The organism is Sphingobacterium sp. CZ-UAM (assembly GCF_002000245.1).
Classification (GTDB): domain Bacteria; phylum Bacteroidota; class Bacteroidia; order Sphingobacteriales; family Sphingobacteriaceae; genus Sphingobacterium.
In genome coordinates, this window is the sequence record NZ_MTCM01000001.1 from 796,695 (window position 1) to 821,366 (window position 24,672).

Here is a 24,672-nt window from a genome sequence, read left to right on the forward strand (position 1 = left end):
GAAATTAAACTGCATTTCCGCAAACCCTTTGTCCTTGAACATTGTCCATTTTGTAAATCATACTATGATGCTTAAAATTGCTGTTTTCCGTGCGCTTCAATTGGGTGATCTGCTCTGTGCAATGCCCGCAATCACCGCATTAAAATATAATTATCCTGAATCTAGGTTATATTTTATTGGCCTCCCGCATATGAGGCCGCTATTGCAGCGCTTCGATTGTGTGGATGAATTTATAGCCTTTCCTGGGCATCCCGAACTCCCGGAACTCCCTTGTCATCCTTTGGCTTTGGCAGATTTTGTAAAACGAATGCAAGCTGAAAAGTTTGATCTCCTTCTACAACTACAAGGAAATGGTACAATCGTAAATGATTTCTTAAAGAATTTTGGAGCCAAGCGGTTGGTTGGCTTTCGACCGAGTGGATCAGCGGAGGACAGCGGCTGGCTTGAATATCCCGATAAGCTGCATGAAGTAGATCGGCATTTGGCACTTATTGACTTCTTGGGTCTCCAAATTCCAAATAGGACCATGTACTATCCTTTATTTAGCTCGGATTGGTCTGGCTTTGAAGTAATAAAAAATAGGCTTGCTTATCCTTTTGTTATTGTTCATGTGGGAAGCCGGGATACAAACAGGCAGTGGCCGCTTGAAAATTTTGTACAGTTAGCAGAGCACCTCCATGCCAAAGGTTACCAAATTGTGCTGACAGGAGTCTCAGCGGAGAAGCAAAGGATCGCTACGTTTGAAAACCTGCTGACTTTCAAGGTGCTCAACCTATGCGCGCAGCTCGATCTGGGCGTACTGGGCTGTCTTGTGCAGCAAGCTTTCCTGGTCATCTGTAACTGCACGGGAATCTCACATATCGCGGCCGCCTTGGAAACCCGAAGTATTGTGCTCAGCATGGACGGCGAGCCCGAACGATGGGGACCTCAGAATAAGTGCATACATAAAACCTTTGACGCAAGAAAACCCATCCAATTAACTGATATTTTTAGTGCAATTGATTCCCTTCATGAATTTCAGTCTCCCGTCGGTCAAAACGTAGCAGCAACTCCGAAAATTTCTCGAGGATAGTATCCACCGTGAATGGGGTATATTCCGCCTGAGTGTGTTGCTGATCGACAAAAATATTGATGGAATTTTTGGAGCGTTTGCCAGCACTGACAGGGTATAATATAAAGGTAGACTCCTGCGACCAAGGGATATGTTGAGGATTTGTCTGTGCATAAAGCACTAGGGTCGGGGTCTTTAAGGCACAAGCCATGTGAACCAAACCTGTATTGACTGTAATCACGGCCCTCGCACCCTTGACAAGTGAGAGTAGATCCGGGATAGATGTCTTACCGATGAGGTTGAACATTTGTCGCGACCCGATATTTTTTCGGCAGGCAGCCAAATAATCGTTATCATTTTTACCCACGAGTAGCACCGGATAATGCTGGTCGAGCAACTTTTGAATAAGTTCCTGCGCGATTTCTACCGGAATACGCCGCTTTTCTTCCGAAACATCATAATTAAGGATGATATAGTGACTAAGTGGCGCTGCTAATCTTAAACTGCAGGGATGATCCGGCATTTTTAAGGTAGGAAGCCTATTTGTATGCGATGAGATCCCTAAATGAGTTAGCAGCCCCAGATCTCGTATAATTTGATGCTGAACCTGAAATAATGGTTCTTGGTCTGGCACCCAATCAGTAAGCAGGGCATAGGGGTTCTCCCGCATATACGCTGCCCGTTTGGGAATGCCTGCCATATACGCCAGGAAGATAGCAGCCATGGGATTCTGGCTATAAACGTTAAAAATCAGGCAGCCATCAAAATGCAGTGCTTTGATAACGTGAATAAGGGCTTCGGTGCTTGCTGCTGAATCTTGCTCTGTTAGTTTCATCCAGGGGGCATCGTATTGGATATAGTCATCAATAGTCCCCAGATACGGTATAATTGGAATGGCCATTTTTGAGGCAAGCAGCGTAATTTTGCAGGATGGCATTTGATGTTTAATTTCCTGGAGCGCTGCATTGTTCATAATAAGATCACCCATATTATCGAGGCGAATGACCAATAGGTTTCTACAATCTTTCCACTGTCCCATATTAGCTTATTTTCTTTAATACTTGCTTATTTTCCTGCACACGCTGGATGATTTTGGTCGTTGATTGCTGGTGCACATGCTCAACATAAACCAATTTGGTCCCCAAGGAGTGCAACAATCCCTTTTCGGGTATATCTTCATCCCGGTAAGCTTCGCCCTTTACAAATACATGTGGTCTTACCTTTTCTAAAAGTGGGATCGGATTATCGGAGCCTGCATCGCCAAAAGGGACGACGTAATCCACGGCTTCCAGCGCGCAAAGCACTTCAATACGATCCTCCAGCCTGTTCACTGGGCGCGAAGCTCCTTTCAACCGGCTAATGCTATCATCCGTATTGATGCCTACGATAAGGATATCGCCCGTTGCTTTCGCCTTGCCCAGGTAATGGGCATGCCCGGCGTGGAAAATATCGAAACAGCCATTGGTAAAGACCAGGCGATGTTCTTTGCGGAGCCTATCGCATAGTGCTTCTAATTCGTTCAGTTCAGCTATAACTTTGTTATTCGGTTCGCGGATCTTTTGCGCCAGTTCCTGAAAGCTACAAGATGCGGTTCCACTTTTTGCTATTCCGATATGTGCTGCCTTGATACTCAAATCAATAGCGTTATCCTGATCGAGCCCGTTAAAATAGGCGAGACAGAGCGCCGTCAGAAATGTATCGCCGGCGCCCGAAAAATTACCTTCTTTTATCTCAGGCACCCGGTAATGGATAGGGGCGCCGTCCCTTTTGAATAGAATAACACCATCTTTGTCTAATGTAAGCGCCACCCAGTGCGCATTGGCGACTTCAGCCAGCTGCTTCGACCACTGCATCCCCTGACGGGCGCGATCTTCATTTTCTCGCTGGCCTAATATCAGGCGCGCCTCTTCATAGTTCGGTTTGATCAGATTCGGACGAAGGCAGCTGTATTTCCGGTAATCTTTACTATCCACAACAATTATTTTAGGATGCAGTTGTTGCTCCTGATAGAGCATCTGAATTAATTCGTCCGGAATGCTGCCTTTATCATAATCCGCAATGAAAACAATATCAACCGATTGAAGGGCATCTTTAACCGCTAGCAGGTAGTATTGTAGCATGGCATCGTCAAAGCTATATTTTTGACCGATATCGTAACGTAGCAAACACTGTTGCTCCCTTCGCAGTCGTGTCTTGGTAAGCGTCTGGCAGCTTTTACTATACAAAATTCCATTAGTTTCAATTCCTTTTTGCTGCAGCTGATCTGCAATAAGGGCAGCATTGGAATCGTCCCCAAGCACGGTAACAACAGATACGATTGCTCCCATACTGTGAAGATTAACGATGACGTTTCCAGCTCCGCCGAGGCAATGCACAACGGTATTCACATCAAGTACCGGAACACCTACATCGGGCGCAAGCCTTTTACACGCACCGTCAAGATAGATATCCAGCATACAATCTCCAAGAACCAAAACCTTTGGTTTGTTAAATCCATTCTCTACCAATTCATTTAATCTCGTATCCTTCATAATGTTTGTTTTTTAACGCAATAAGCTGATTGAGCTCCGTGAAATCATCAAGAACAAAATCGGGTGTAAATTTGGGATTGCTAATCCGGTCGTCTAAACGTTCTCTTTTGTTTCTATCTACCAGAATGGTATGACAGCCCGCTGCCCGGCCCGCGGCTACATCGTTGAGAATATCACCGATCATCCAGGATTTTTTGAGGTCGATGTGGAGGTCGTCAGCTGCCTTAAAAAGTAAACCGGGCAGTGGTTTACGGCAGTCACACTGTGGCTCCGCTGTCACATCCGAATGTGGGCAATAATAAATCCCGTCCAAGATGATATGTTCGGTTTTCAGCTGATCCCGTAGCTCCGAAAACGCGATTTCCAGATCTGCTACGGTAAAATACCGTTTGGCAATGCCAGACTGGTTGCTGATCACGACTAATTTATAGCCTCTTTTTTGAAGTAGCCGGAGCGCAGGAAAAATATCAGGGTAACATTTGATACGGGCAGGATCAACGTTGTAAGGCACATCCTTGATGAGCGTTCCGTCTTTGTCCAGAAATATTGCTTTTTCCATTGTTTATGCGATCAGTTTTTTGTGAACGAGATGATGTTGCTTGGAAATGGAACCCAGGTTCATCTGCTGCTCGACCAGGGCACAGAGCTGATGGATGATATGGAGCTGGACTTCCTGGATGCGTGCGGTGTTCTCGGAGGGAACTATCAGATTGTATTCGCCATAGGCTGTCGCCTGTCCACCGTCTTTTCCGAGGAGGTTTACACAGGTAATATCCATCTTGTTAGCCTCCTTAAGTGCATTGATGATATTCTCCGATTTTCCGCTCGTGCTCAGGCAAATAAGCATATCCCCCGGCTGTCCCAATGCTTGAACTTGCCGTGAGAAAATACTGTCGTAACCGAAATCATTTGCCCATGCGGTCAGGACCGAAGAATCCGTATTCAGGGAAATTACAGGATACCCCGGCCGATGTGGAATTTCAAAACGGCCGATCAGCTCCGCCGCAAAATGTTGGCTTTCAGCAGCGCTGCCGCCGTTACCACAGATCATGATCTTCTTACCCTGACGCAAGACATCCACCATTTTGTAAGCCAGTCTGGCAATGCCTCCGGCCAAAACTTCGGCCGCCAGTTCAAAGGTCCGGGAAGAGCCCATAAAAGTATCCTTAATCTGCTCAATCGCTTCTTTTTCGCGCCGCATTGGTATACATTGCTCGTAAAGTTGCGCAATACTTTCACTGATTTTGTTCCAGGTAAAGCTTCGCATATGTTTCAGTGCATTAACCGCGAACCGGGTACGTTTTCGCTCATCATTAATTAAATCCACTATCGCCGCGGAAAGCTGTTGCGGTTGCTGCGGCGGCACCAGGATGCCTGTCTCCCCGTTGCGTACGGTAAAGGAAATACCCCCGACGTCTGCACCGATAACAGGTGTACCGCAGGCCATCGACTCCAAAGGAGTGATACCAAAAGGTTCATACCAAGGGGTGGTAATAAACAATTCACTTGCAGCATAATAATATTTGAGTGTATCCCGTGTTTTCTGTCCAGTGAAAATCACCTTATCGCTTACATTCAGCGCGGAACAAAGCTGTTGAAGACGCATAAATTCTGCTTGGTCATCCGCGGCCTCCAGGTTCCCGCCAACAACCAGCAGCCTTAATTCGGGAAGCAGGTGCTGGGCATGGGAAAACGCCTCGATCACGTTGTCGATGCCCTTACGTTTCACCATACGTCCAAGCTGTAAAATATAGGTAAATGCTGGATCGAGTCCCAACTTTTCTTTTGCTTCTGTCCGGTCCAAGGGGTGGAAGTCATTGGGGTTATAACCGCATGGGATAATTTCTATTTTATCCTGTGGGGCCTGATAATGTTGAATCAGATCCTTTAGATCATTTGGGCATTCAGCGATAATGCGCTCAGCCTGCCAAATGATATCTTTTTCGATTTGTTCCCGCACTTTAGGAAATTTATCCGAACAGCCCTGATGTAATCGACGGACAGCACCTAGGGCATGAAAAGTAATAACAAAAGGGATTTTAAGTTGTTTTTTTAGTGCCATCGCTACCATCCCTGAAAGCCAAAAATGGGCATGGACCAAATGGTAGCTGAGCTCATTACCTTGGATAAACTTGATCATTGCTGAACTGAATTCGTCCATGCATCCATAAAGCTCTTCCTTCGGAAGTATATGAGCTGGACCAGCCTCCACGTGGATCACACGGATCAGCGGTTTCCAGTAGATAATCTGTTCTTGCTCCTCGCTTTCCTTTCGTGTATAGATATCGACCTGGTAGCCCAGCAAAGCAAGCTGAGTGGCTACCTCCGCAACATAAACATTTTGCCCACCACTATCTTTGCCACCTAAAGTGGCCAATGGAGAGGCATGATCACTGATAAAAGCTATTTTCTTTTGCATGATATTTTGAGTTAGTTAATTTTTTGATGAATGAGATAAGTCCATTGTTGTGCAAAACGCTGGATATCAAAAAGGTCAGCGGCCTTCTGTGCGGCCTGTTCGCCTAAGTGCTGCGCATGTTTCGGATTGTCAAGTAGCATTTTCATTTTTTCGACCAAAATGTCGATGTCCAAACCTATATATCCCGTTTTTCCATTTTCGATAATAGTTGATAGCTCAGTGGTCGCCAAACCCACTACGGGCAAGCCGACCATCATCGCTTCACAGATCGCCAGCCCGAGACTCGTATACCGGATCGGATTGAAAAAAAAACGATAGTCTTTAATGAATTCAGGGAGTTCCGGATGCAATACCTCTCCAATACCCCAAGGTTCATTGCCCATGCCGATCAGATCTAGCGGCACCTGTTTTTGGACGCGCTCAAATAAGTCACTACCCAGCATGCGACCACGGGAAGGCAGGTTGTTAACAACCACAATCCCTCTGTCGAGAAGACCTGTATATTTAACGCCATGTACTTCCACACCATGGGTGATAACCCGTACGTCCGGGAGATCCGTTTTCCACATCAATTGATTGAAATGCGTCACATGCACCAATGTTACTGCAGGATTTGTCACGGGATGCACCTCATCACAGGGATGCTGCCAGGGCGGGTCATGCTCAATATAAATACCCGGGAGTTGACGCTGCTCCGACGATAAGATATCATATTGATCTTGCAGATAATTTTCATCACATTGAAAGAGAATAAGGTCCAGTTCAAGATTCCGCACCTCGCTCGCCGGAACCTCGATCACATTTTCTCCAAAAGGGAAGGTGCTGCCCCGGCCGACATATCTTGAGCCATGTTCCGGGGTATAGGGAACATAAAGAATGTAATCCCCCAGGGATAAATAGTATAAATAAGAACCATGGATGTGCCAAGTGAGGACGCGTGGTTTGTGTGCCATAATTTTTCTTGTTTAATAAAAATGTAAAAGGATCAATCCAACTATCGAGGTCACGTTCGTCCCGACCAAGCCTAGTCAACTTATCTTTTGATTAATGAACTGCTGACGGCGGCAGTTGGTTGAATGGACTAATACCCTTTTAAAGGAAAGAAATACGCCGTGTTGCGTATAAAAACTATATTTTAACTTTTGAGCAACCAAACTATCTAGGCAGACGTTACATCAGAAAACGTTATGGATATCAAGCCAAAGCTGCATCTGGAACCAGCAGAAATTAATCGAAGTCTGCGCATGGTCATTATCGATGGCTTGTGTTCTGAAGTGGTTGTCTGTTTGAGCAGTGGCGCGATTTTAATCGGTGCTGCACTGCTGCTCGGAGCAAGCAATTTCCAGATCGGCCTACTCGCTTCTTTTCCTACGCTTTGTAACTTGGCACAACTGCTTACCATTTTATTGATACAACGTTACCCCAACAGAAAGTTAATTACGGTGTTAGCGGTATTTCTGGCAAAGATACCGCTGTTGATTATTGGAATCGTGCTATGGAGAAATACACAGCTATCCTTCAGTATCCTGCTGATTTTTATGTTTATTCATTATTTTCTGAGTGCCCTAGGTGGGGCCGGCTGGAATGCCTGGATTAAGGATCTTGTTCCCGAACAGCAGCTGGGAACTTATTTTTCCAAACGTACACGGCTCATGCAGCTAACAAATATTGCGATAAGTCTGGCTGTGGCAGCGTTGGTTGATTACTATACCAGGAACAGGGGGGATGAATTACCCAATCTGTACGGCATTTATTTTTTTGCTGCTGGTCTGATAGGTGCAATTGGTGCGTTCTTTCTCGTACAGGTCAGCGAACCCAAACAGGAAATATCTGGCGGGAATTTAGGAAGTTTATTGCTTGAGCCCCTAAAAAACACAAACTTTAAAAATCTGCTTATTTTTAATGCGGCATGGGTACTGGCCATTAACTTAGCGATTCCCTTTTTCACCGTGTTTATGCTTAAAACCTTGGGGCTGTCGATGAAAGTCGTTATTTTGCTGACCGTGGTCAGCCAGGTCGCCAGTGTTGCCGGCCTGCCTTTATGGGGCAAATTGTCGGATCGGTATAGTAATAAAAGTATAATTTACCTGACGGCACCGATCTATATCTGTTGTATTCTTTTATGGATATTTGTTGGCATCTATTCCCGGGCACTGCCCAACCTGATTCTTTTGGTTCTTCTCCATATCATGACCGGAATCTCGACTGGAGGCATCAATTTGGCGCTCACAAATATTGGCCTGAAACTCGCGCCAAAAACTGACGCTATTATATATATCACCGTAAAGAATATGGTCGCCTCTTTTTTTACCGCACTGGGGCCAATATTGGGCGGTTTACTGGTAGACTACTTCGCGACGCGCGAACTGCAGATCAGTATTTCCTGGAAAAGTCCGAATTTGGAATCCGTCGCAAAATTGATTTATCTGCATGAATGGAATTTTCTGTTTCTACTGGCTTCAATACTGGCCTTTTTTTCGCTCCGCTGGCTTGGCAAAGTGCAGGAAAACGGGGAGGTAAGTCACCAATTGGTAAAGCGTATTATGAAAAAGCGGTTTCGGGCCGGGTTAAAAGAACGTCTGCTCGTGGGGAATATTATTACTTTACATGCGCAGTTAAAGCAGATTTTGAAACGGAAGGATCTCCCCGCCAAGGAATAAGCTAAGGCCCGGACTGCCCAGCAAGGCCGGGGGCGGTCGCCCGCTAGATGTCGATGAGGGCAAAACTGGTATCATCGCCATGATGCGCCTTCAAAACAGGAACGGCCACATTGTAAATCGGGATGCCTGCGGGGGATTGCGCTTTAAATTTGCCCGCATGTGCATGGCCGTGGAATGCGGCTGTGACATTTCGGCGCTGAATAGGTTCCATCAGATGCGTAGAACCCAAAAAAGGGTAGATCTCTTTGGGTTCGCCCACTACAGTTTCGGCGATGGGAGCGTAATGGAGCAGCGCTACCTTTTTTATGTCTGTATATTCCTGCTCTAGCCTTGCTAGCGCCCGATCCAATAGGAGGGATTCGTTAACTGCTTCCTGAACAAAACTTTTCATCGCATCTTCGCCAAACATCGAGAGCATATAGCGGTCAAAGCCGCCGCCAAACCCCTTCACGCCAGCAAAACCGATGCCTGCTGTGACAATAGCCTCCCCATCCAGGACGCTGACCTTGCTATCTGTCAGAATCTGACGAATCTGCTTTTGACGGCCTTTTTCATAGTCGTGATTCCCTAGAACTGCAATCACCGGAACTTTTAAGTGCTGTAATTCCGCAACGAGCATTTCCGCTTCTTCTTCGTCACCCGTATCTGTCAGATCGCCACATAAGAGCAGAACTTTGGCTTTTGTGGAAATTTCCTCAAATATAGTTTTCCATTTTCCATGTTGGCTCTGATTCATATGAATATCACCTATTGCTGCAATTGTTGTTTTCTTTGCCATCGCTATACAGTTTTTATCGTATATGATTTATAATCCCATTCTTTGATATCAATTTGGTATTGCGTCTGATCAATCAGCGGACCCAAACACACTTTTTCGAGGCAGGGAGGAAGATCATACTGTTCCTGCGCACGTTTGATCAGTTCGTCGAACAAATCCCGTGGGATAATATCGCGATAATCATGTGGATAAGTAAACTGGAATATAATCAGCTGCGCCAGTAGAAGATGCCAATGTTGATCCATGCGCATCAATAAATGATTCCAGTCGAATTGTTTTCCATAACGGAGCCACAGATGATTAATGTCAGCACTATCATGACGTTCCCGATTTTGTACGTATAATTTGCACCAGACAAGTTCTTCTGCCGGAACGTAGCGCACCGGCGTGTCAAATAAGATGCCTTCCGGTGCACGATCGTACCAATCTTGTTCTATCGTGCAGTTATGATTGACACTATCGAATATGATATCAATAAAATAAGGTGCTTTATGAATTTTGGCAAGCCAGCGGACATCGGTCAATTCAGTCTGGTAACCATTGGCGGCAAAATGTTTCAGTATTGCCGGATAAGCACTGCTTTTGCAAAAAATATCGAGATCTTTGGTGGGCCGGATAATCCCCGTGTAATGAAACATTGCCAGTGCCCCGCCAACCATAAAAGAGCTGCCGCTGCTGTTTAGCAGCTGTAGTGTATCCTGAAAGAATGTAATGCATTCTTTAGGGGGATTATCAAGATCGATCATAGTATCATTTTTAGTTAAAACAGCCTTAAAATCGTAGTAGTTTGGATTTAGCTCATGAAAACGTATTCCCCACATTTAGCTCGGGTATAAGTACTTGATTTCCATTCTCAGGCAAACCGCTTCGATGCCTGCAGAGGTTCTCATTAAAGCAAAAGGAGCTGTTTTATGACAAAGGATTCAACCCTAAACGGCTTTACTCTTGTTTATCGAACAATTAAATTAAACTGAAAAAATCATGGAAAGTTTATTCGGCTCGGGTGAGGAGCTCTCAATGGTTCAGATGGGAATGCGTGCATTGATTATGTTTATGGTAGCCCTATTTTTAGTTCGTTTGGGTGGAATCAGGATATTGGGCAGAAAATCAGGAGTGGATTTTGTGATTATAATCATGTTGGGTTCGGTATTGGCACGGGGCATAGTAGGTGCATCGCCTTTTATGTCGACTGTATTTGCAGGAGCTGTAATGATTATGGTCAATAAGATTTTGGCGCAAGTATCGGCTCGCCTCCCTTATTTGGGTAATCTCGTCAAAGGGAAACCTGCTGTATTATATAAAAATGATCAGATTCAATGGGATCAGATGGATCGTTTGGGAGTTAGCCGAACAGATTTATTGACCAGTTTGCGCCTGGAGACGCACAGTAAGCATCTCGATGAAGTTGATATCGCATTCATGGAACCCAACGGTAGGATCAGCTTTACCCTGAAAACAAAAGCATAATATCTTATCATAAAATAACAGTTATGAAAACGAAAGATTCTTATTCCTTTTTATACCGGAATGGTTTGAGCCTGGTATTCTTAATCCTTTTTATTTTTGCGCTCGGAATGCAATTTGTCACAGGTTGGAAGGTACACAACGAGGAGTTACAACAAGCGCAGCAAGCGCCTTTGACATTAGTTTCCTACCTCAGAACCGGACATTTTATTTCAGCCACTTTTGAAAATTTTGAAAGTGAATTTTTACAGATGGCGCTTTACGTCATGCTTACGGTGGGATTGCGCCAATGGGGATCCGCGGAATCAAAAAAGCTGGATGAACCTGAGGAGGTGGACCGTGAACCAAAACCCGGACCGGACGCACCTTATCCTGTTCGAAAAGGAGGATGGCTGCTGCGTATATACAGTTCATCCTTGTTTATTTGTTTTGCGCTGCTATTCCTGATCAGTTGGGTCGTACATTTTTATGGAAGCTGGCGCCAGCATAATATGGAACAAATACTTGATGGTTTGCCGCCTGATGCCGTCTGGACTTATCTGCTGATGCCTCAATTCTGGTTTGAAACCTTTCAAAACTGGCAGAGTGAATTTTTATCCGTACTGTCAATTGTATTTTTTACCATTTTCTTAAGACAAAAAGGATCTCCGGAATCCAAACCTGTAGATGCGCCACATGCGCAAACCGGAAAGAACTGATCTATACAGATTCAGAATATTATCAATATAAATTGGATTAAAATGAAAAGATCGAAATTAATAATGGGCGTCCTAGCTCTAACGTTCGTGCTGCTTGCATGCAGGGACAGAACGGATAAAACCGCTGAAGACAATATACCTGTAACCGATACCGCAGCGAACAGTCAGGGTGTCCCGCTGGATAATATTCACCGTAGTCGCCCCGCAGATACACTTCAGGACAGTATTGCCATGAAAGAGCAGGGTGTTCCTTTGGACAATCTTGACCGGGAAAAGGACGGCGAATAAGTTTACGTAGTTCTACCTGTTATTGTAAGGAAGTACTCAAATTGGAAGTTAGGAGAACTTTTCCATTTTTGATAAGGTTCAACATCCAAATAGTTTGAACACTTAAACACTTGTATATGAAAAAAATCAGTCTTTTAGTCGTATTACTTCTCGGATTGTGGGGATGCGACAACAGTAGCAATAAGGGAAATCAGGCAAACGGTTCTTATGATTCATCCATGACACCGGACGAAGGGCAGACTCCTCCAGCTGGCAGGGATACGCTTGCTTCAGATAGTACGGATAGCCTACAACGTCAGCCATCTCCGGCGAAACCACAATAGTGAGCCTGAATACCAGTTATGGTGGTTGGAAGAAGAATTCTATCAAAATGCAGCATTTGGAGGCTGGGTAGCTTAGTTTACCTGAGCCTCTTTTGTGCGCTGCTGTATGGGCAGCCGCTAGATTCAACTAAGGCTGCTTTAGATTCAGCAAGTCTAAGGGACTCGCTACCGGAGAGCCCCCTTATTACCTTAAGAAATTATGCCCATCAATGGCGGGCACAGCTGGATCTTTATTATTCCGAACTGGACAGCGTCAAGCGTATGCTCGCCTGGCAGCGTCAAGAATACAACCAGTCGATTCCACGGGAGGTACAGCGCTATATCAGCCGCACCATTCCACCGGTACAGAATCTAGGAAATAAAATCAGAATTGCACAGAAGCAGGTCATACTGCCAGACTCCCTGGCCTCATCCTGGAAAAGCGTGCAAGATAGTGTAGCTGCCCTGGCAACCGATGCCGAACAGCTGCTTGTTGACTTGAGGGATATGGGCATAAAAGCAAAACAACAGCAACAGGTCATTCAGGCAGCGCAAGCAGGTACGTTTTGGTCACATTTACAGAAAGTGGTACGGAAAAATCTCGAGCAGGATGGATTATCGTTACGCTATTACGATTCCGCCTGGGACGGGCGGCTGCTGTTGATATTGGTGAGCCTAACCTATTTGTATTGCTTATATTTGATGCGGCGGCGAGCCGTAGGGGCCGGGGAGGAGCTACCACTTCACCGTAATCAGCCCTGGTGGATTCCTTTGTTAAAATTTGCGATTTTCTTTCTTATTATGTTGCCCCTGACATCATTCCGTATTCCAGTGCTGGTGCTCGAATTAAGCTACCTCTTAATATTTACCTTTTTATATATCCTACTTCATGTTGAACTTTCGGCCGTGAAAGTTCGCATTATGCGTTTAGTTTTCCTTTATTATATTGCCCTGTTAGGAATTCACCTGGTCGTGGACAGCGATTTGCTGACTAGAGGCATTGCTGTGGCTGTCAATTTGGCTGGCTTACGTTTGGTCTGGGCTTTAGGAAAACAGACGGACGAAGACAATCCTTTTGATCACCTGCATTATCTTATGCGATGGATATTGATTTTGGTAGGTACATGCGCCATTTTATTTAACCTTTTTGGTTTTCTAAATCTAGCACGGATATGCAGTATCGCGGTCGGTATCGGCCTTTTACAGGCTTTATCTTTACGGGCTTTTCGGGATATGTTAGCACATGATCTGGTCAATTCTTACGAGAAGGCAGGTGAGGAACGATTCATACGCCGGTTCGACAAGACAAAAATGGTCCAGGCATTGGGCCGGATTGTGGGGCTTTTTGCTTTTATCCTTGTCCTGATCGTTTGGACAAATAGCCTGCACCTCACAAGTGAGGTGCGCCGTCTGCTGGATAGACTGTTGAATAGCAGTCACAGTATAGGAGGTCTAACATATACCTATGGTGACGTTGTTCTCGCAATTGCGGTAATTGCCCTTGCAAACTGGATACAAAAAAATCTGAAAGACCTGCTGGAAGATCCGATCTCCAAGAAAAATCAGCGTCGGACGGCCCTTCTGCCTTTGGTCCGTGTATTTATTTTCATCGTTGGCTTTCTGATCGGTATACGAATTCTTGGGCTCAGCATGGATAAACTTACGGTAATCGTAGGTGCTTTGAGTGTTGGTATTGGTTTGGGCCTGCAGAACATTATTAATAATTTTGTTTCAGGGGTTATTTTGGTTTTTGAACGACCATTTAAAGTCGGTGATTATGTAGAGCTAGCCGACAAAAAAGGACAAGTATTGCAGATCGGTATCCGATCCAGTATATTGCTTACTGACCAAGGGGCTCAGGTCATTATTCCCAATGGTGACCTTCTGTCCGGACGTTTGGTTAATTGGACATTTGGTGAAGCTGATATCCGCTTAAATCTACAATTGACTTTTATTTCCACAAGAGCTGTTGCGCAATGGAAACAATGGCTTCTGGAGATAATCCCTTCCTTTGACGAAATTGATCCGGGAATCCCATTGAAAATATTCACCAAGGATATAACAGCAGAAGCCTATATTCTGTCGGTGCAGGTTGGGATTCAGAATGTACAACAGATCGAACGTTTCAGAAGTAAGTTTCTGGAGACCGTCAGGATTGAAGCGATTAAATACGACACGAAAGTTAGTTCTGCCTAGCGAAACAATGCACCCTTACCATTAGCATTTTTTTTCGGATCGATAATAAAGCCAGCCATGTAGACTTTCCAATTCCTCGGGCTTACTCAAATCAACAATTGTATTTAGTCCCAGCTCCAACGATTGTAAGCTATCGGCATTAAGGTCAAACAGGGGATAGAATATGGCATGCTCGTTGGGCATATCGACGTTTCCCTGTAGCCATTTGTAACCTTCCGCATGTAAATTATCAATCAATGTATCGGTAATGGCATTTAGATAGCGCATCATTTTTTGTATCCATAGACGCTCATTATCAATTTTATCTGGATAATGCTCCTGGGTAAAGTCGAGGATCAGTTGCTCACCTTCATCGTTCATGCCCTCACGGATCATCGCCAGGCCCATACTCCTGACTTCTTCTTGATAATAATCCTCGCCATAGCTAAAACTAATTTCACCGGCGCTGGGACTAGCTTCAATTTTCGCCCGAAGGGCCATCTGTCTATTTAAAAGTTCGTGTATATAATCGAATGTCTGTTCCATAAAAAAGTTTATTTAAAAAGAGGAGGACAAAGCCTATAACTTTGTCCTCAACATTGAAAAGTTGGAGTAATATAATTTATTTTAACATGGGTTTGGGCATTTTTGACTTGTTTGGGCTTGGTGCGCCTGGGCTCGTATTTTTTAATGTATCTTTTGTTGTGGTATCTGCCGCGGGCTGCATCGTCTTTAGCTGATCGAGATGTTTCTGGAAAGCCGGAATTTTGTCAGTTGCAAATTTACGCAGTTCTGCGTCTGTAGTGGCAGTGCCGGTGCTGGCATCCTTAAACAGGGTGATGGCATCCTGGTGGCTTTTGGCCATCAGATCAACATAAGTACGATCAAAATTGGCTGGGTCCGCATTGTTCAACTGATCGATTAACTGCGTGTAATTTTGGTTATCGGGCGTGCTCAATTGCCAGTTTTTGTTTTTAACCAATGTTGACAGTTCGTTTCCGGCGGCTGTATGATCATCGACGATCATTTGCGCATATTGCTTGACATTTTGATCCTGCGATTTTGTCAGCGCAATATTTGCAGCCTGGATTTCGAAGTTATTACTTGCTGTTGCTTTGCTAGCAAAGTCTATATCGCCAGACTGTGCCTGGGTCTGACTGTTGTCCTGTGCGTAAATGACCATTGTCCAGGTCATTATGGCTATACATAAGCCAACGATTCTTAAAATGATTTTCATAATGCAATTATTTAATATTAACGATTCTTCCTGTTGCGCGTACCGCTCCTCCGGTGCCTATAATTAATAATGATGTAAGTAGCCACCAGGATAAAGACAATACCAATAATAATAGATGTAAACATAGCTTCCTCCTTTAAAATGTTACTTTAGGAACATGGCTGGACAAGGCTGCGTTTTGAAAACCATTATTTTAGGTATTTAAAGCAAAATTTGAGACTGATACGCAGCCTTATCGTAGAAGTGCGTTTTTGAGGAAAACAAATTAAAAAAACTATTCCCCGAGGTGAATTGTTACAGTAAAAAATAAATTTATTCATACTTAAACCACGAAGACAAAACAGAGAGCTATGACACAGTTACTTTTAGTAGACGACCATGCACTGGTACGTTCAGGTTTCCGATTAATTTTAGAGGCTCAAGAAGATATAACTGTAATTGCAGAGGCAGAAAATGGTAAAAATGCCTTGGAGTATCTTGTAGGGGCTCCTCAGCCGGACCTCATTCTTACGGACCTCCATATGGATAAAATGGATGGGATAAGATTTATTAAGGCGGTAAAAGCCCGCTCTCCGGACATCAAAATTATTATATTAACCATGGATAATGATTTTCATCTCGTAGCTGACGCATTTGATCTCGGTGTTGATGGCTATCTGCTCAAAAGTTCACACCTGGATGAGATTCTATTTGGCATCAGACAGGTTCAGCGCGGCGGACGTTATATCAGTTCAGCACTCTCATTTGATCTGATGGATTATTCGTCCCAGCATATCCCTAGGGCGGTAAATAAAAACGATGTTATGGAAAGGTATGAACTCTCTGAGCGTGAGTTATTGGTACTGGAACGAATTGCCGAAGGTTATACCAATGCCGAGATTGCGGACCAAATATTTTTAAGCAAACGTACTGTGGAAGGGCATCGGCAACAACTATTGGAGAAAACAAATTCCCGCAATACAGCCGGATTGATCCGATTTGGATTTAAAACCAAACTGTTAAGTTAAATGATTCGCTGCCTTAATGGCATTGTCAAGCCAGATAAATGGGCCGGTATTGAAATTAATACGGCCCATTATGCATACCTTTTTTGTTAAATAGTTGTCTCATTTAAGTCCGAAGGGGGATTTCGAGGTTCTACGGGGACACCTTCCGCATCGTTGGCGCTTTCGTCGATTTCTTCTTCATCTAGCTCAGGAACTTCTTCCTGTTCACCAAGGTCTAATTCTTCCTCTGTGTCCAGATCCTCCTGATCGATTTCGGGTTGATCATTGGGATCATTTTCCGGTAACTCTTCTTCGGGTCGATCCGGTATATCCTCCGGAAAATCATTTGGACCACCCTGAATGACGGTGAATGCAATGATCGGTATACCTTGATACCTTTCTTGCGTAATCAGATTGCTGTTCATTTATTTTATATTAGTTTCATAGGACGAACAGATCTATTCTGCAAATAGTTAGTAGAATTAGTACGATTTCGGGGACGATTAGTACGTAAAAGCAATCATTTTATACAACGCGGTTTTATCGTTTGAAAATGAGGTTTTTACCTTTTATAAGGATTATATGCGTGTTTTGAAGATTTCTAATCATCTAAGCGAACGAATGAACTTTTGACGCTGTTTAGTTAAATGAACCGCTCTTTGAGCATAAACATTTAGCATTATGGCACTAATAACTGGAAACGAGGGTGAAATCACCAAAAAAATTGAAAAACAAACTTCTAAAGTCCCTTCAACGGTATTCTTAGGGGCAGCTTTACTCGCAATGGGCTTATCGGCTACGTTAAAATGTATGATGCAAGATAAAACGGCATTGTTCGTTGGACAATGGGCTGCACCATTTTTATTATTGGGTATCTACAACAAGATCGTTAAAACTGAAGGCCACGACTAGGATCGCTGTTCTTCTGACTGAAGGAAAACCAAACAGGATTGTCCAAAGAATTTGGACAATCCTGTTTTTTTTGTTTTAAAACTATTGCTTAACAGATTTTTAGGCCCGCTAATTCTTTCCCGCTCCTGGGATAAATAAATATGGATTAAGCGATAAGTTTGATGGGATGCGGAATTAAATTATACGTTTTGTTTATAAGTCCTTCGGCTGTTTTGTTGACGGACTACTGTCTTTTCGTTTTTGACGCTGTTTATTTTTAAAGTTATGGTTTTCCTGCGCTGCATCAATGGAATGTGTATGGGTGAGATCATTCTCTTTGAGGGCAAGTTTTGCGATGTGTGCATAAAACTTGGCAAGCTGGTCCAATTCCTCCTCACTCAAGTCCTCTAAGCTCACCATCCGGTTGCTCGTTCCTTCATGGGATGCAATCAGCTCATTGAGTTTCAAATGGAGTGCTTTGGAATCTTTATTCTGTGATTTTTGGATGAGAAATACCATGAGAAAGGTAACAATTGTTGTACCTGTGTTGATCACCAGTTGCCAGGTTTCAGAGTAATCAAAGATAGGACCGCTTACTGCCCAGGCAATAACAGTGGAGGTTGCCAAAATAAATGCCGCTGAACTTCCGGTAGCATGTGTGGCCCAGTTCGAAAACCGTTCGAATAAATTTTTCTTCTTTTTCATGCGTTTTATTTTGATCGTATAATCATTTGCTATATTGATACAGGCTGCACGCCGTTTTACTATATAATTTGACGTAGAGGTTTTACCTGCATACTTACGACTGAGGTGCGTGTTGGCTGAGATAGCATAAACACGATGGATCGGGCGATGTCTTCCGCGTATAGCATTTCCATCGCTTCAATTTTTTTACGCTGCTCTGCTGGAGAGTAGGGCTGCATGTCTGTTCCAACAGATCCTGGTTCGATAAGTGATATCTGAATGCCCTTGGGGTTAGCTTCTTTACGCAAGGATTCGGTGAAAGCTTGAATTCCACCTTTTGTGCACACATAAACCGAGCTTTGCGCTTCCCTTACATCCGCGCTCATCGACCCTACATTAACGATGTGACCTTCACCTCGTGGTTCCATGCGGTACAATGCAGCCTGCGCACAGGAAAGGTAAGCAAGGATGTTGGTTCGTAAGATGTAAGCCTGATCGTCATAGCTGCCTTCCTTGACCGATTGAAAAGCAATTGCGGCATTATTAACAAGGACATCTATATGATCATACATACTGTCGAATTTTTTAAAAAGCTCAGCTATGCCTTCTTCTGTGGCTAAATCAATTGCAAGCCCTGTCAGCGAACCCAAGGCATTTAATTTTTCGAAATCAGACAACGTATCCTCGAGTTGTCTTTCATGATGACCACAAATAAAAACATCGTTGCCTAGGCTGGCATGCAATAGGGCTGTGGCCCGGCCGATACCTGTAGTCCCGCCGGTAATCATTATCTTTTTATCCTTTATCCAGGGATGCATAACGGAATTTACATACGCGTTGGGGTGATTTGTCATATTACTTTTTGCTTGTTTCGTGAAGAACAATGGCTGAATTGAGAAGGTTTGGTCCAGTATTCGATGGCGTACTTCTTCTTTTTTTTACGTATTTCTTCCCAAAACGATTATCTGGGGGATTGGTTCTTTCCTTACAAATCATAATTAGTTATACCACCAAAGACTGGGCGCATTGCGCCCAGTCTTTAAAATTGAATCATAGATGAAACGTGACGGTAGAAACAAGAGCTTTTGGCAGACTCTCGAGGGGCAAAATTTTTCCACGGATTTTACTGACTTGGTGTTTGATACCATTATTGTTGGAGCAGGAATCACTGGTGTGACCCTCGCGAAGAAACTGCAGGATAGCGGTGTGAAATGTCTGCTTCTGGATAAGGAAAACCCCGGATTCGGCACCACAGGTGGAACAACGGCCCATATCAATAATTTTTACGATGCATCCTACGATGAAATTATCGCGAATTTTGGCGAACAGGCCGCTCGGTTATTGGTCAATAGTACGAAGGATACCTTGGATCATATAAAGAAGAATGTACTTAGGTACCATATAAATTGCGATTTTGAAGAATGTGATTTTTTTCTCTTCAGTGCCGAAGAAAGTCAGAACGAACAGCTCGATCGTATTCTTGCCGCACATCAACAATTGGGTTTAAAAACTCTTCCCAGTAATACCTTGCCTTTTAGCCTTCCATTTGTAAAAGCGATCAGAATTGAAGGTCAGGCGCAATTTCATCCATTGAAATATCTACTTGGGCTCCTGGATGCTTTCGGGAAAAATGGCGGGGCGATTTTGACAAATCAATCCATTGTCGCATATGAAAATAAAGAGGGCGAAATCACCTTGAAAACAAGTGATGAACGCATCTTTACAGCAAAAAATATCGTTTGGGCTACCCATATACCACCTGGGAGAAATAGGTTTGATCTATTGGTAGCACCCTATCGGAGTTATGCCCTTACGTTGAAACTTCAGCATGCGCCGGAGATGCTTGCCCAGACCGCAGACCTGTATGATCCTTATCATTACTTTAGATATCATCGCACTGGCGACGGGTACTATCTCATTGCCGGTGGTTTTGATCATAGAACCGGGGATGAACGGGATACAGAAAAACATTTTTACGATCTCAAAGAGCTGGTAAATAAGAATTTTGAATACCAGGAAGTAACAGCGCAATGGTCATCTCAGTATTATGTATCAGCTGACGGTTTACCCTATATTGGTCGTATGCCGAATGAACCTAACGTGTATATTGCTACCGGCTATGGTGGAAATGGAATGACCTTCGGTTCAATGGCTTCATTAATTATTCCCGACCTGTTATTAAATAAAGAAACAGCATTGGCCAAATTGCTCTCGCCCGCCCGTATTAAGCCGATAGCTAGTGCAAAAAGTGTACTGTCGGAAGGATGGAGCGCATCGCAGCATTTTATCATGGATAAATTGTCCGCCGATAAGATTGATGCATTTGAAAATATACCATTGGAGGAAGGACGCATCGTGAAATACGAGGGCAAGACATTTGCTGTCTATCGTGATGAACAGGCTGTATTGCACTGTCTAAGTTCAGTCTGCCCACACATGGGCTGTACGGTAAATTGGAATCCATCCGAAAAGAGCTGGGATTGCCCCTGCCATGGATCCCGTTTTGATATTGAAGGCAAGTTATTGAACGGACCAGCGACCTCAGGACTTCAGGAGATGGATCGCTGATGCAGATTTTTCTATATGGAATTATTGTTTTATATCCGTAACTGAGCTCTGTATGTACTTGGCGTTATACCCTTTATACCTTTAAAAATCTTATTAAAATTAGATAAGCTATTGAATCCGCAGGCAAAGGCTATATTGGTGATCTGTAATTTGTTTTCAGTAATCAGCCGACATGATTCGCTGACGCGTACTTCATTGACGAACTGTACGAAAGTCTTTTGTGTACGCGACTTAAAATAACGGCAAAACGAATGTTTGGACATATTCGCTAGTGCCGCAACCTGATCCAATGGAATCTCTTTTGTGAAATTGTTGAAAACAAATTTAAAGATACGGTCGATTTTCTCGTTATCCATCGAACTGTAATTATGTGTATAACCTGGACTGGAAAGGTATTCATATTCATCGGTTGTGATTAATAATTCAATGACTTCAAGAAGCAATATTGTTTTTTTAAAACCATAGTCAAGCTGAAGCATCTGTTCCAGTTTGTGTTTTAGCTGCTGTTTTGTTTCGCCCCGGAATAGAAGTCCCCGCTTGGATGCGGTCAAAAAAGTTTCGATTTTATGTGTTTTAAATAGCTGCCCAAATACCTCTAGCAATAATTTAGGTTCCACATAAAGTGCCATTGAGCGCGATAAATGTGTAGAATCCCGGTTTGAACTGTTGTTATACCAAACATGGGGAAGGTCAGGCCCTACGAAAGTCAATTCATCGGTCGAAAAGCTGTCGATACTGTCGCCTATAATACGTTTACCTTCACTTTGGACAATATAGGTCATCTGGCAGGCCCTGTGAAAATGGAATTCTGTAGAAAAAAAAGGCTGACAAACTTCCTTTGTGGCATATGTCGCAATCTCGGATCCTTCCAGTATTCTTGTGAAGATGGGTTTCATTTAGGGTTATTGAATTATTACTTGGACGTTAAAAATAGCTTATTTTATCTTAAATATGAAATAGTAATCTAAACACTGTTAATATAGTGTCAATATTGAGCAATCTAGGTACAGTTTTATTCTCCCAGGAATAGTAGCTTAGCGATGTTTAAAAAAGGGGTAACGATATCAAAAATACCCGGTCAGCCCTTGTGCGAAAGGGCCTATCCGGTGGGATATGGAAGTGGTGTTTTATATAAACTGATTGACGCAATAAAAACCGAATAATAACCTAAAACAAAAACGATGAAAAAGCTGGTTTTTTTTAGTTTGACCTTCTATTTGTTGGCAGCTAAGCTGTTAGCCCAGACGAAAGTTGTTGTACCTACTGCATCTGATAAACCCAACCGCTATCAACAGGAGCAGATCGATCGGAAGTACGGCATGTTTATACATTTTGGTATGAATACCTTTCACGATCAGGAATGGACCGATGGATCGAAACCTGCCGCTTCTTACGCGCCTACAACTATTGACGCAAAACAATGGGTGTCTACAGCGAAAGCCGCGGGAATGAAATATATCATATTGGTAAGCAAGCATCACGACGGTTTTTGCTTATGGGATAGTAAATATACCGATTATGACGTGGCAAATTCAGCGAATAAGACGAATGTTGTTGTCGAATTGGCTAAGGAATGCCGCAAGCAGGGTATCCGTCTCGGGCTTTATTACTCGCTGTGGGACAGGAAACAAAATGGAAATGTAAATGACAGCCAAGCGGATGGAGCCTATAATACCTACATGCTTAATCAATTGAATGAATTGCTTGACATGACGAAGAAATATACAGATATCGTCGAACTTTGGTTGGATGGTGGTTGGGAAAAGGCGAATTACAGATGGCCAGCGCAGGAAATTTATACCTTGGTCAAAACTAAGGTGCCTCAGTGTCAGGTAGGTATTAATTGGAGTATTGGTAGTCCTGAAAATGCAGATAAACATGCTGTACTGCCCAAGGATCAGCAGAATTTATTTCCCATACGTTATTTCCCCAGTGACTTCCGTTTAGGTGATCCCTATTTACCAAGTAGTTCAGATCCCAAACTCTTTACCGCACAGGGAAATACCTACTATATGCCTTTTGAAACTACAGTTGTGCTTGGCGAACGCTGGTTTTATAATACGACTGACAAAAAGTACAAGACACTTGCGGAACTGGAGGAGATCTACCGAACGGCAACGGCACAGGATAATATCCTGATTCTGAATGTTGGACCAAACAGGGAGGGACGTATCAAGGATACGGATGTAGCGCTGCTGCTCCAGCTGAAGGAAAAATTAAAATTATAAAAAAGATTATCCTTATATACCGAAGCTGCCCCTGATGCTATCCATTCAAGTCCAGTTTAGTCCTTAGGTCTGCGGGATGATAAAGAGCCCGTTCGTACCAGCAAATTCTGCCTCCGATCAGGCAGGCTGTATCTCGGGCATGAACTGCATTTCGGTGGGGAACTGTGTTTGGCTGCCAAACGGAATAGTGAGGAGATTAATGATAAATGATGAACTAATTTCAAATTATATACTATATTTGGCGCGCAGATAAATCGCTGCCAATATTAATACATCAATCATGAGCCAGAAGTTTACATACAATACCCGATTTCCAGCTGTTGAAGACTTGAGAAAACAAGCCAAGAAAAGAATTCCAAAATTTGCGTTTGACTATTTAATAGGCGGTTGCAATGAAGAGTTGAATCTTGCGCGAAATGAAAATGATTTTGACAACATTCTATTAAAGCCGCAGTACCTTCAGGCGAGCGGGGAGATTGATATGTCTGTAGAGCTCTTTGGTCGCCAGTACAGTGCTCCGTTTGGGGTTTCGCCTATTGGTCTGCAAGGGCTGATGTGGCCCAATGCACCAGAAATTCTGGCAAAAGCTGCTGCAGCGCATGATATTCCATATATTTTGAGTACCGTATCGACCAGTAGTATCGAACGTATTGCCGAAGTGTCACAGGGTAAAGCCTGGTTTCAGCTTTATCATCCGACAGAGAACAAGCTGCGTGATGATATCCTACGACGTCTGAAGGAAGTGGAATGTCCTGTGCTTGTTGTCCTGGTCGATGTTCCGGCTTTTGGACTTCGGTACAAAGAGATTAAAAGTGGGCTGTCCATGCCTCCAAAGATGAACATCGCCAATATCTTACAGACATTTGCCTGTCCTACCTGGGGTATTGAAACCCTCAAACATGGTATTCCGTCTTTTGCGACTTTAAAGCCTTATATGGACAAAGGCCTGGATCTGGCGCAGCTGGGGCAATTTATGAACAGAACATTCACCGGTAAAGTGGATGTTGAAAAGATCAGGGCTATCCGGGATCTATGGAAGGGGCCTTTGGTATTGAAAGGAATTGCGACCGATGAAGATATGCAGGCTGCCATTGCATTGGGGGTAGACGGGGTTATCGTCTCTAACCACGGCGGCAGACAGCTTGATGCAAGTGAATCATCCATTAACTCCTTGATTCATCTAGCGGGTAATCCAGATTATAAAAGCAAAATCAAGATTATGTTGGATGGTGGTATCCGCTCCGGAGTGGATCTGGCCCGTGCGCATGCTGTTGGATCTGAATTTAACTTTATGGGGCGGCCATTTATGTATGGTGTTGGCGCCTTAGGAAACGCGGGGGGAGAACATACCATCAATATGTTCAAAGCACACTTATTTCAGGTAATGAAACAGCTGAGTATTTCAAAGATTGAAGAATTTCCAAAACGTTTACAGAAAATCTTGGCATAATATAACCATAAAAATAAATGAAGCCGTATTAAACACAGCTATTGTTGTGCTTAATACGGCTTTATGCATACTGATGTTGTGGGGCTTGTTACCAGTCTATCGTTCTGCTGTCATTGTCGCCAAGATCCCATTGTTCACTGACTTGTCCGTTGGAGTCTTCGGGTCTAGCGCTTGCTGAACCGGCTGCGATGCCCTGCTCAAGTTCGATCAGGTGCGCCTTAACCTCCGGTGCGATATAGGCCATTTTCTTTTTCATAGTCTT

The 24,672-nt window shown here is 43.6% G+C and carries 26 protein-coding genes; 12 read left to right on the forward strand and 14 right to left on the reverse strand.

The annotated features are described in order from the left end of the window. The first annotated feature begins 64 nt into the window (after positions 1 to 64). Complete coding sequence (locus tag BWD42_RS03390; protein ID WP_175991942.1) at positions 65 to 1,072, forward strand: glycosyltransferase family 9 protein; 1,008 nt, start codon at positions 65 to 67, stop codon at positions 1,070 to 1,072. Here the strand turns inward: BWD42_RS03390 and BWD42_RS03395 are convergent. Genes BWD42_RS03395 through BWD42_RS03415 form a run of 5 tightly spaced genes read right to left on the reverse strand, consistent with a single transcriptional unit; the run spans position 990 to position 6,954 of the window. Continuing rightward, the gene (locus BWD42_RS03395) at positions 990 to 2,090 is read right to left on the reverse strand and encodes a glycosyltransferase family 9 protein (protein ID WP_077433129.1); all 1,101 of its coding nucleotides are present in this window, start codon (positions 2,088 to 2,090) and stop codon (positions 990 to 992) included. The two genes, BWD42_RS03390 and BWD42_RS03395, sit on opposite strands and share 83 nt — an antisense overlap. A 1-nt stretch (position 2,091) precedes the next feature. Further along, positions 2,092 to 3,582 carry a PfkB family carbohydrate kinase gene (locus BWD42_RS03400; RefSeq protein ID WP_077433131.1) on the reverse strand — a complete coding sequence of 497 codons (1,491 nt, stop codon included), beginning with the start codon at positions 3,580 to 3,582 and terminating at the stop codon, positions 2,092 to 2,094. Beyond that, a complete protein-coding gene (locus tag BWD42_RS03405) occupies positions 3,560 to 4,141 on the reverse strand; it encodes a D-glycero-alpha-D-manno-heptose-1,7-bisphosphate 7-phosphatase (RefSeq protein ID WP_077433133.1) in 582 nt (193 codons plus the stop codon). Before BWD42_RS03405 ends, BWD42_RS03400 begins: the two co-directional genes overlap by 23 nt. A 3-nt stretch (positions 4,142 to 4,144) precedes the next feature. Then, on the reverse strand, positions 4,145 to 6,001 hold the full coding sequence (locus BWD42_RS03410; RefSeq protein WP_077433135.1) for a glycosyltransferase: 1,857 nt from the start codon (positions 5,999 to 6,001) through the stop codon (positions 4,145 to 4,147). A gap of 11 nt (positions 6,002 to 6,012) precedes the next feature. Next, a complete protein-coding gene (locus tag BWD42_RS03415; protein WP_077433137.1) occupies positions 6,013 to 6,954 on the reverse strand; it encodes a glycosyltransferase in 942 nt (313 codons plus the stop codon). Positions 6,955 to 7,188: 234 nt separating this feature from the next. Between BWD42_RS03415 and BWD42_RS03420 the strand changes: the two genes are divergently transcribed. Then, a complete protein-coding gene (locus BWD42_RS03420) occupies positions 7,189 to 8,661 on the forward strand; it encodes an MFS transporter (protein WP_254846167.1) in 1,473 nt (490 codons plus the stop codon). A 43-nt stretch (positions 8,662 to 8,704) separates the two neighbouring features. On the opposite strand, the gene BWD42_RS03425 is transcribed toward BWD42_RS03420, so the two are convergent. Together BWD42_RS03425 and BWD42_RS03430 are read right to left on the reverse strand one after the other, a co-directional pair. After that, positions 8,705 to 9,439, reverse strand: a complete 735-nt coding sequence (locus BWD42_RS03425; protein WP_077433139.1) for a metallophosphoesterase — start codon at positions 9,437 to 9,439, stop codon at positions 8,705 to 8,707. Between the two features lie 2 nt (positions 9,440 to 9,441). Beyond that, the gene (locus BWD42_RS03430; RefSeq protein ID WP_077435737.1) at positions 9,442 to 10,185 is read right to left on the reverse strand and encodes a hypothetical protein; all 744 of its coding nucleotides are present in this window, start codon (positions 10,183 to 10,185) and stop codon (positions 9,442 to 9,444) included. A gap of 235 nt (positions 10,186 to 10,420) precedes the next feature. On the opposite strand from BWD42_RS03430, the gene BWD42_RS03435 reads away from it, so the two are divergent. From BWD42_RS03435 to BWD42_RS03455, 5 genes are all read left to right on the forward strand, one after another. After that, positions 10,421 to 10,906, forward strand: coding sequence for a DUF421 domain-containing protein (locus BWD42_RS03435; RefSeq protein ID WP_077433141.1), 486 nt, complete (start codon positions 10,421 to 10,423; stop codon positions 10,904 to 10,906). 23 nt (positions 10,907 to 10,929) lie between these two features. Next, on the forward strand, positions 10,930 to 11,601 hold the full coding sequence (locus tag BWD42_RS03440) for a DUF6766 family protein (RefSeq protein WP_077433143.1): 672 nt from the start codon (positions 10,930 to 10,932) through the stop codon (positions 11,599 to 11,601). A 42-nt stretch (positions 11,602 to 11,643) separates the two neighbouring features. Beyond that, complete coding sequence (locus BWD42_RS03445) at positions 11,644 to 11,889, forward strand: hypothetical protein (RefSeq protein ID WP_139351004.1); 246 nt, start codon at positions 11,644 to 11,646, stop codon at positions 11,887 to 11,889. Between the two features lie 116 nt (positions 11,890 to 12,005). Then, a complete protein-coding gene (locus BWD42_RS03450) occupies positions 12,006 to 12,212 on the forward strand; it encodes a hypothetical protein (RefSeq protein WP_077433147.1) in 207 nt (68 codons plus the stop codon). A gap of 18 nt (positions 12,213 to 12,230) precedes the next feature. Beyond that, entirely contained in the window at positions 12,231 to 14,387 is a 2,157-nt protein-coding gene (locus BWD42_RS03455; RefSeq protein ID WP_077433149.1) for a mechanosensitive ion channel family protein, read from the forward strand. A gap of 21 nt (positions 14,388 to 14,408) precedes the next feature. Here the strand turns inward: BWD42_RS03455 and BWD42_RS03460 are convergent, their stop codons facing one another. Continuing rightward, positions 14,409 to 14,912 carry a hypothetical protein gene (locus tag BWD42_RS03460; RefSeq protein ID WP_077433151.1) on the reverse strand — a complete coding sequence of 168 codons (504 nt, stop codon included), beginning with the start codon at positions 14,910 to 14,912 and terminating at the stop codon, positions 14,409 to 14,411. Positions 14,913 to 14,988: 76 nt separating this feature from the next. Then, the gene (locus BWD42_RS03465) at positions 14,989 to 15,603 is read right to left on the reverse strand and encodes a DUF4142 domain-containing protein (protein ID WP_077433153.1); all 615 of its coding nucleotides are present in this window, start codon (positions 15,601 to 15,603) and stop codon (positions 14,989 to 14,991) included. Positions 15,604 to 15,953: 350 nt separating this feature from the next. Here BWD42_RS03465 and BWD42_RS03470 point away from each other — a divergent pair, with 350 nt between their 5' ends. Beyond that, complete coding sequence (locus BWD42_RS03470; protein WP_077433155.1) at positions 15,954 to 16,610, forward strand: response regulator transcription factor; 657 nt, start codon at positions 15,954 to 15,956, stop codon at positions 16,608 to 16,610. Positions 16,611 to 16,696: 86 nt separating this feature from the next. On the opposite strand, the gene BWD42_RS03475 is transcribed toward BWD42_RS03470, so the two are convergent. Then, positions 16,697 to 17,014: a hypothetical protein gene (locus BWD42_RS03475; protein ID WP_077433157.1), complete on the reverse strand. Its 318-nt coding sequence runs from the start codon at positions 17,012 to 17,014 to the stop codon at positions 16,697 to 16,699. A gap of 256 nt (positions 17,015 to 17,270) precedes the next feature. Between BWD42_RS03475 and BWD42_RS03480 the strand changes: the two genes are divergently transcribed. Next, positions 17,271 to 17,501 carry a hypothetical protein gene (locus tag BWD42_RS03480; protein WP_077433159.1) on the forward strand — a complete coding sequence of 77 codons (231 nt, stop codon included), beginning with the start codon at positions 17,271 to 17,273 and terminating at the stop codon, positions 17,499 to 17,501. 192 nt (positions 17,502 to 17,693) lie between these two features. On the opposite strand, the gene BWD42_RS03485 is transcribed toward BWD42_RS03480, so the two are convergent. Then, entirely contained in the window at positions 17,694 to 18,185 is a 492-nt protein-coding gene (locus tag BWD42_RS03485; protein WP_077433161.1) for a low affinity iron permease family protein, read from the reverse strand. A 59-nt stretch (positions 18,186 to 18,244) separates the two neighbouring features. Beyond that, positions 18,245 to 19,018 (reverse strand): SDR family oxidoreductase, encoded by a 774-nt coding sequence (locus tag BWD42_RS03490; RefSeq protein WP_077433163.1) that lies wholly within the window; start codon positions 19,016 to 19,018, stop codon positions 18,245 to 18,247. Positions 19,019 to 19,220: 202 nt separating this feature from the next. On the opposite strand from BWD42_RS03490, the gene BWD42_RS03495 reads away from it, so the two are divergent. Continuing rightward, positions 19,221 to 20,732: an FAD-dependent oxidoreductase gene (locus tag BWD42_RS03495; RefSeq protein ID WP_077433165.1), complete on the forward strand. Its 1,512-nt coding sequence runs from the start codon at positions 19,221 to 19,223 to the stop codon at positions 20,730 to 20,732. Positions 20,733 to 20,761: 29 nt separating this feature from the next. Here BWD42_RS03495 and BWD42_RS03500 read toward each other — a convergent pair whose 3' ends face one another. Further along, positions 20,762 to 21,628, reverse strand: a complete 867-nt coding sequence (locus BWD42_RS03500) for an AraC family transcriptional regulator (RefSeq protein WP_077433167.1) — start codon at positions 21,626 to 21,628, stop codon at positions 20,762 to 20,764. A 285-nt stretch (positions 21,629 to 21,913) separates the two neighbouring features. Between BWD42_RS03500 and BWD42_RS03505 the strand changes: the two genes are divergently transcribed. Together BWD42_RS03505 and BWD42_RS03510 are read left to right on the forward strand one after the other, a co-directional pair. Continuing rightward, a complete protein-coding gene (locus BWD42_RS03505; RefSeq protein ID WP_077433169.1) occupies positions 21,914 to 22,960 on the forward strand; it encodes an alpha-L-fucosidase in 1,047 nt (348 codons plus the stop codon). Positions 22,961 to 23,240: 280 nt separating this feature from the next. Then, on the forward strand, positions 23,241 to 24,410 hold the full coding sequence (locus tag BWD42_RS03510) for an alpha-hydroxy acid oxidase (RefSeq protein ID WP_077433171.1): 1,170 nt from the start codon (positions 23,241 to 23,243) through the stop codon (positions 24,408 to 24,410). Positions 24,411 to 24,498: 88 nt separating this feature from the next. Here the strand turns inward: BWD42_RS03510 and BWD42_RS24600 are convergent, their stop codons facing one another. Further along, the gene (locus BWD42_RS24600) at positions 24,499 to 24,666 is read right to left on the reverse strand and encodes a hypothetical protein (protein ID WP_175991943.1); all 168 of its coding nucleotides are present in this window, start codon (positions 24,664 to 24,666) and stop codon (positions 24,499 to 24,501) included. Positions 24,667 to 24,672 lie beyond the last annotated feature (6 nt).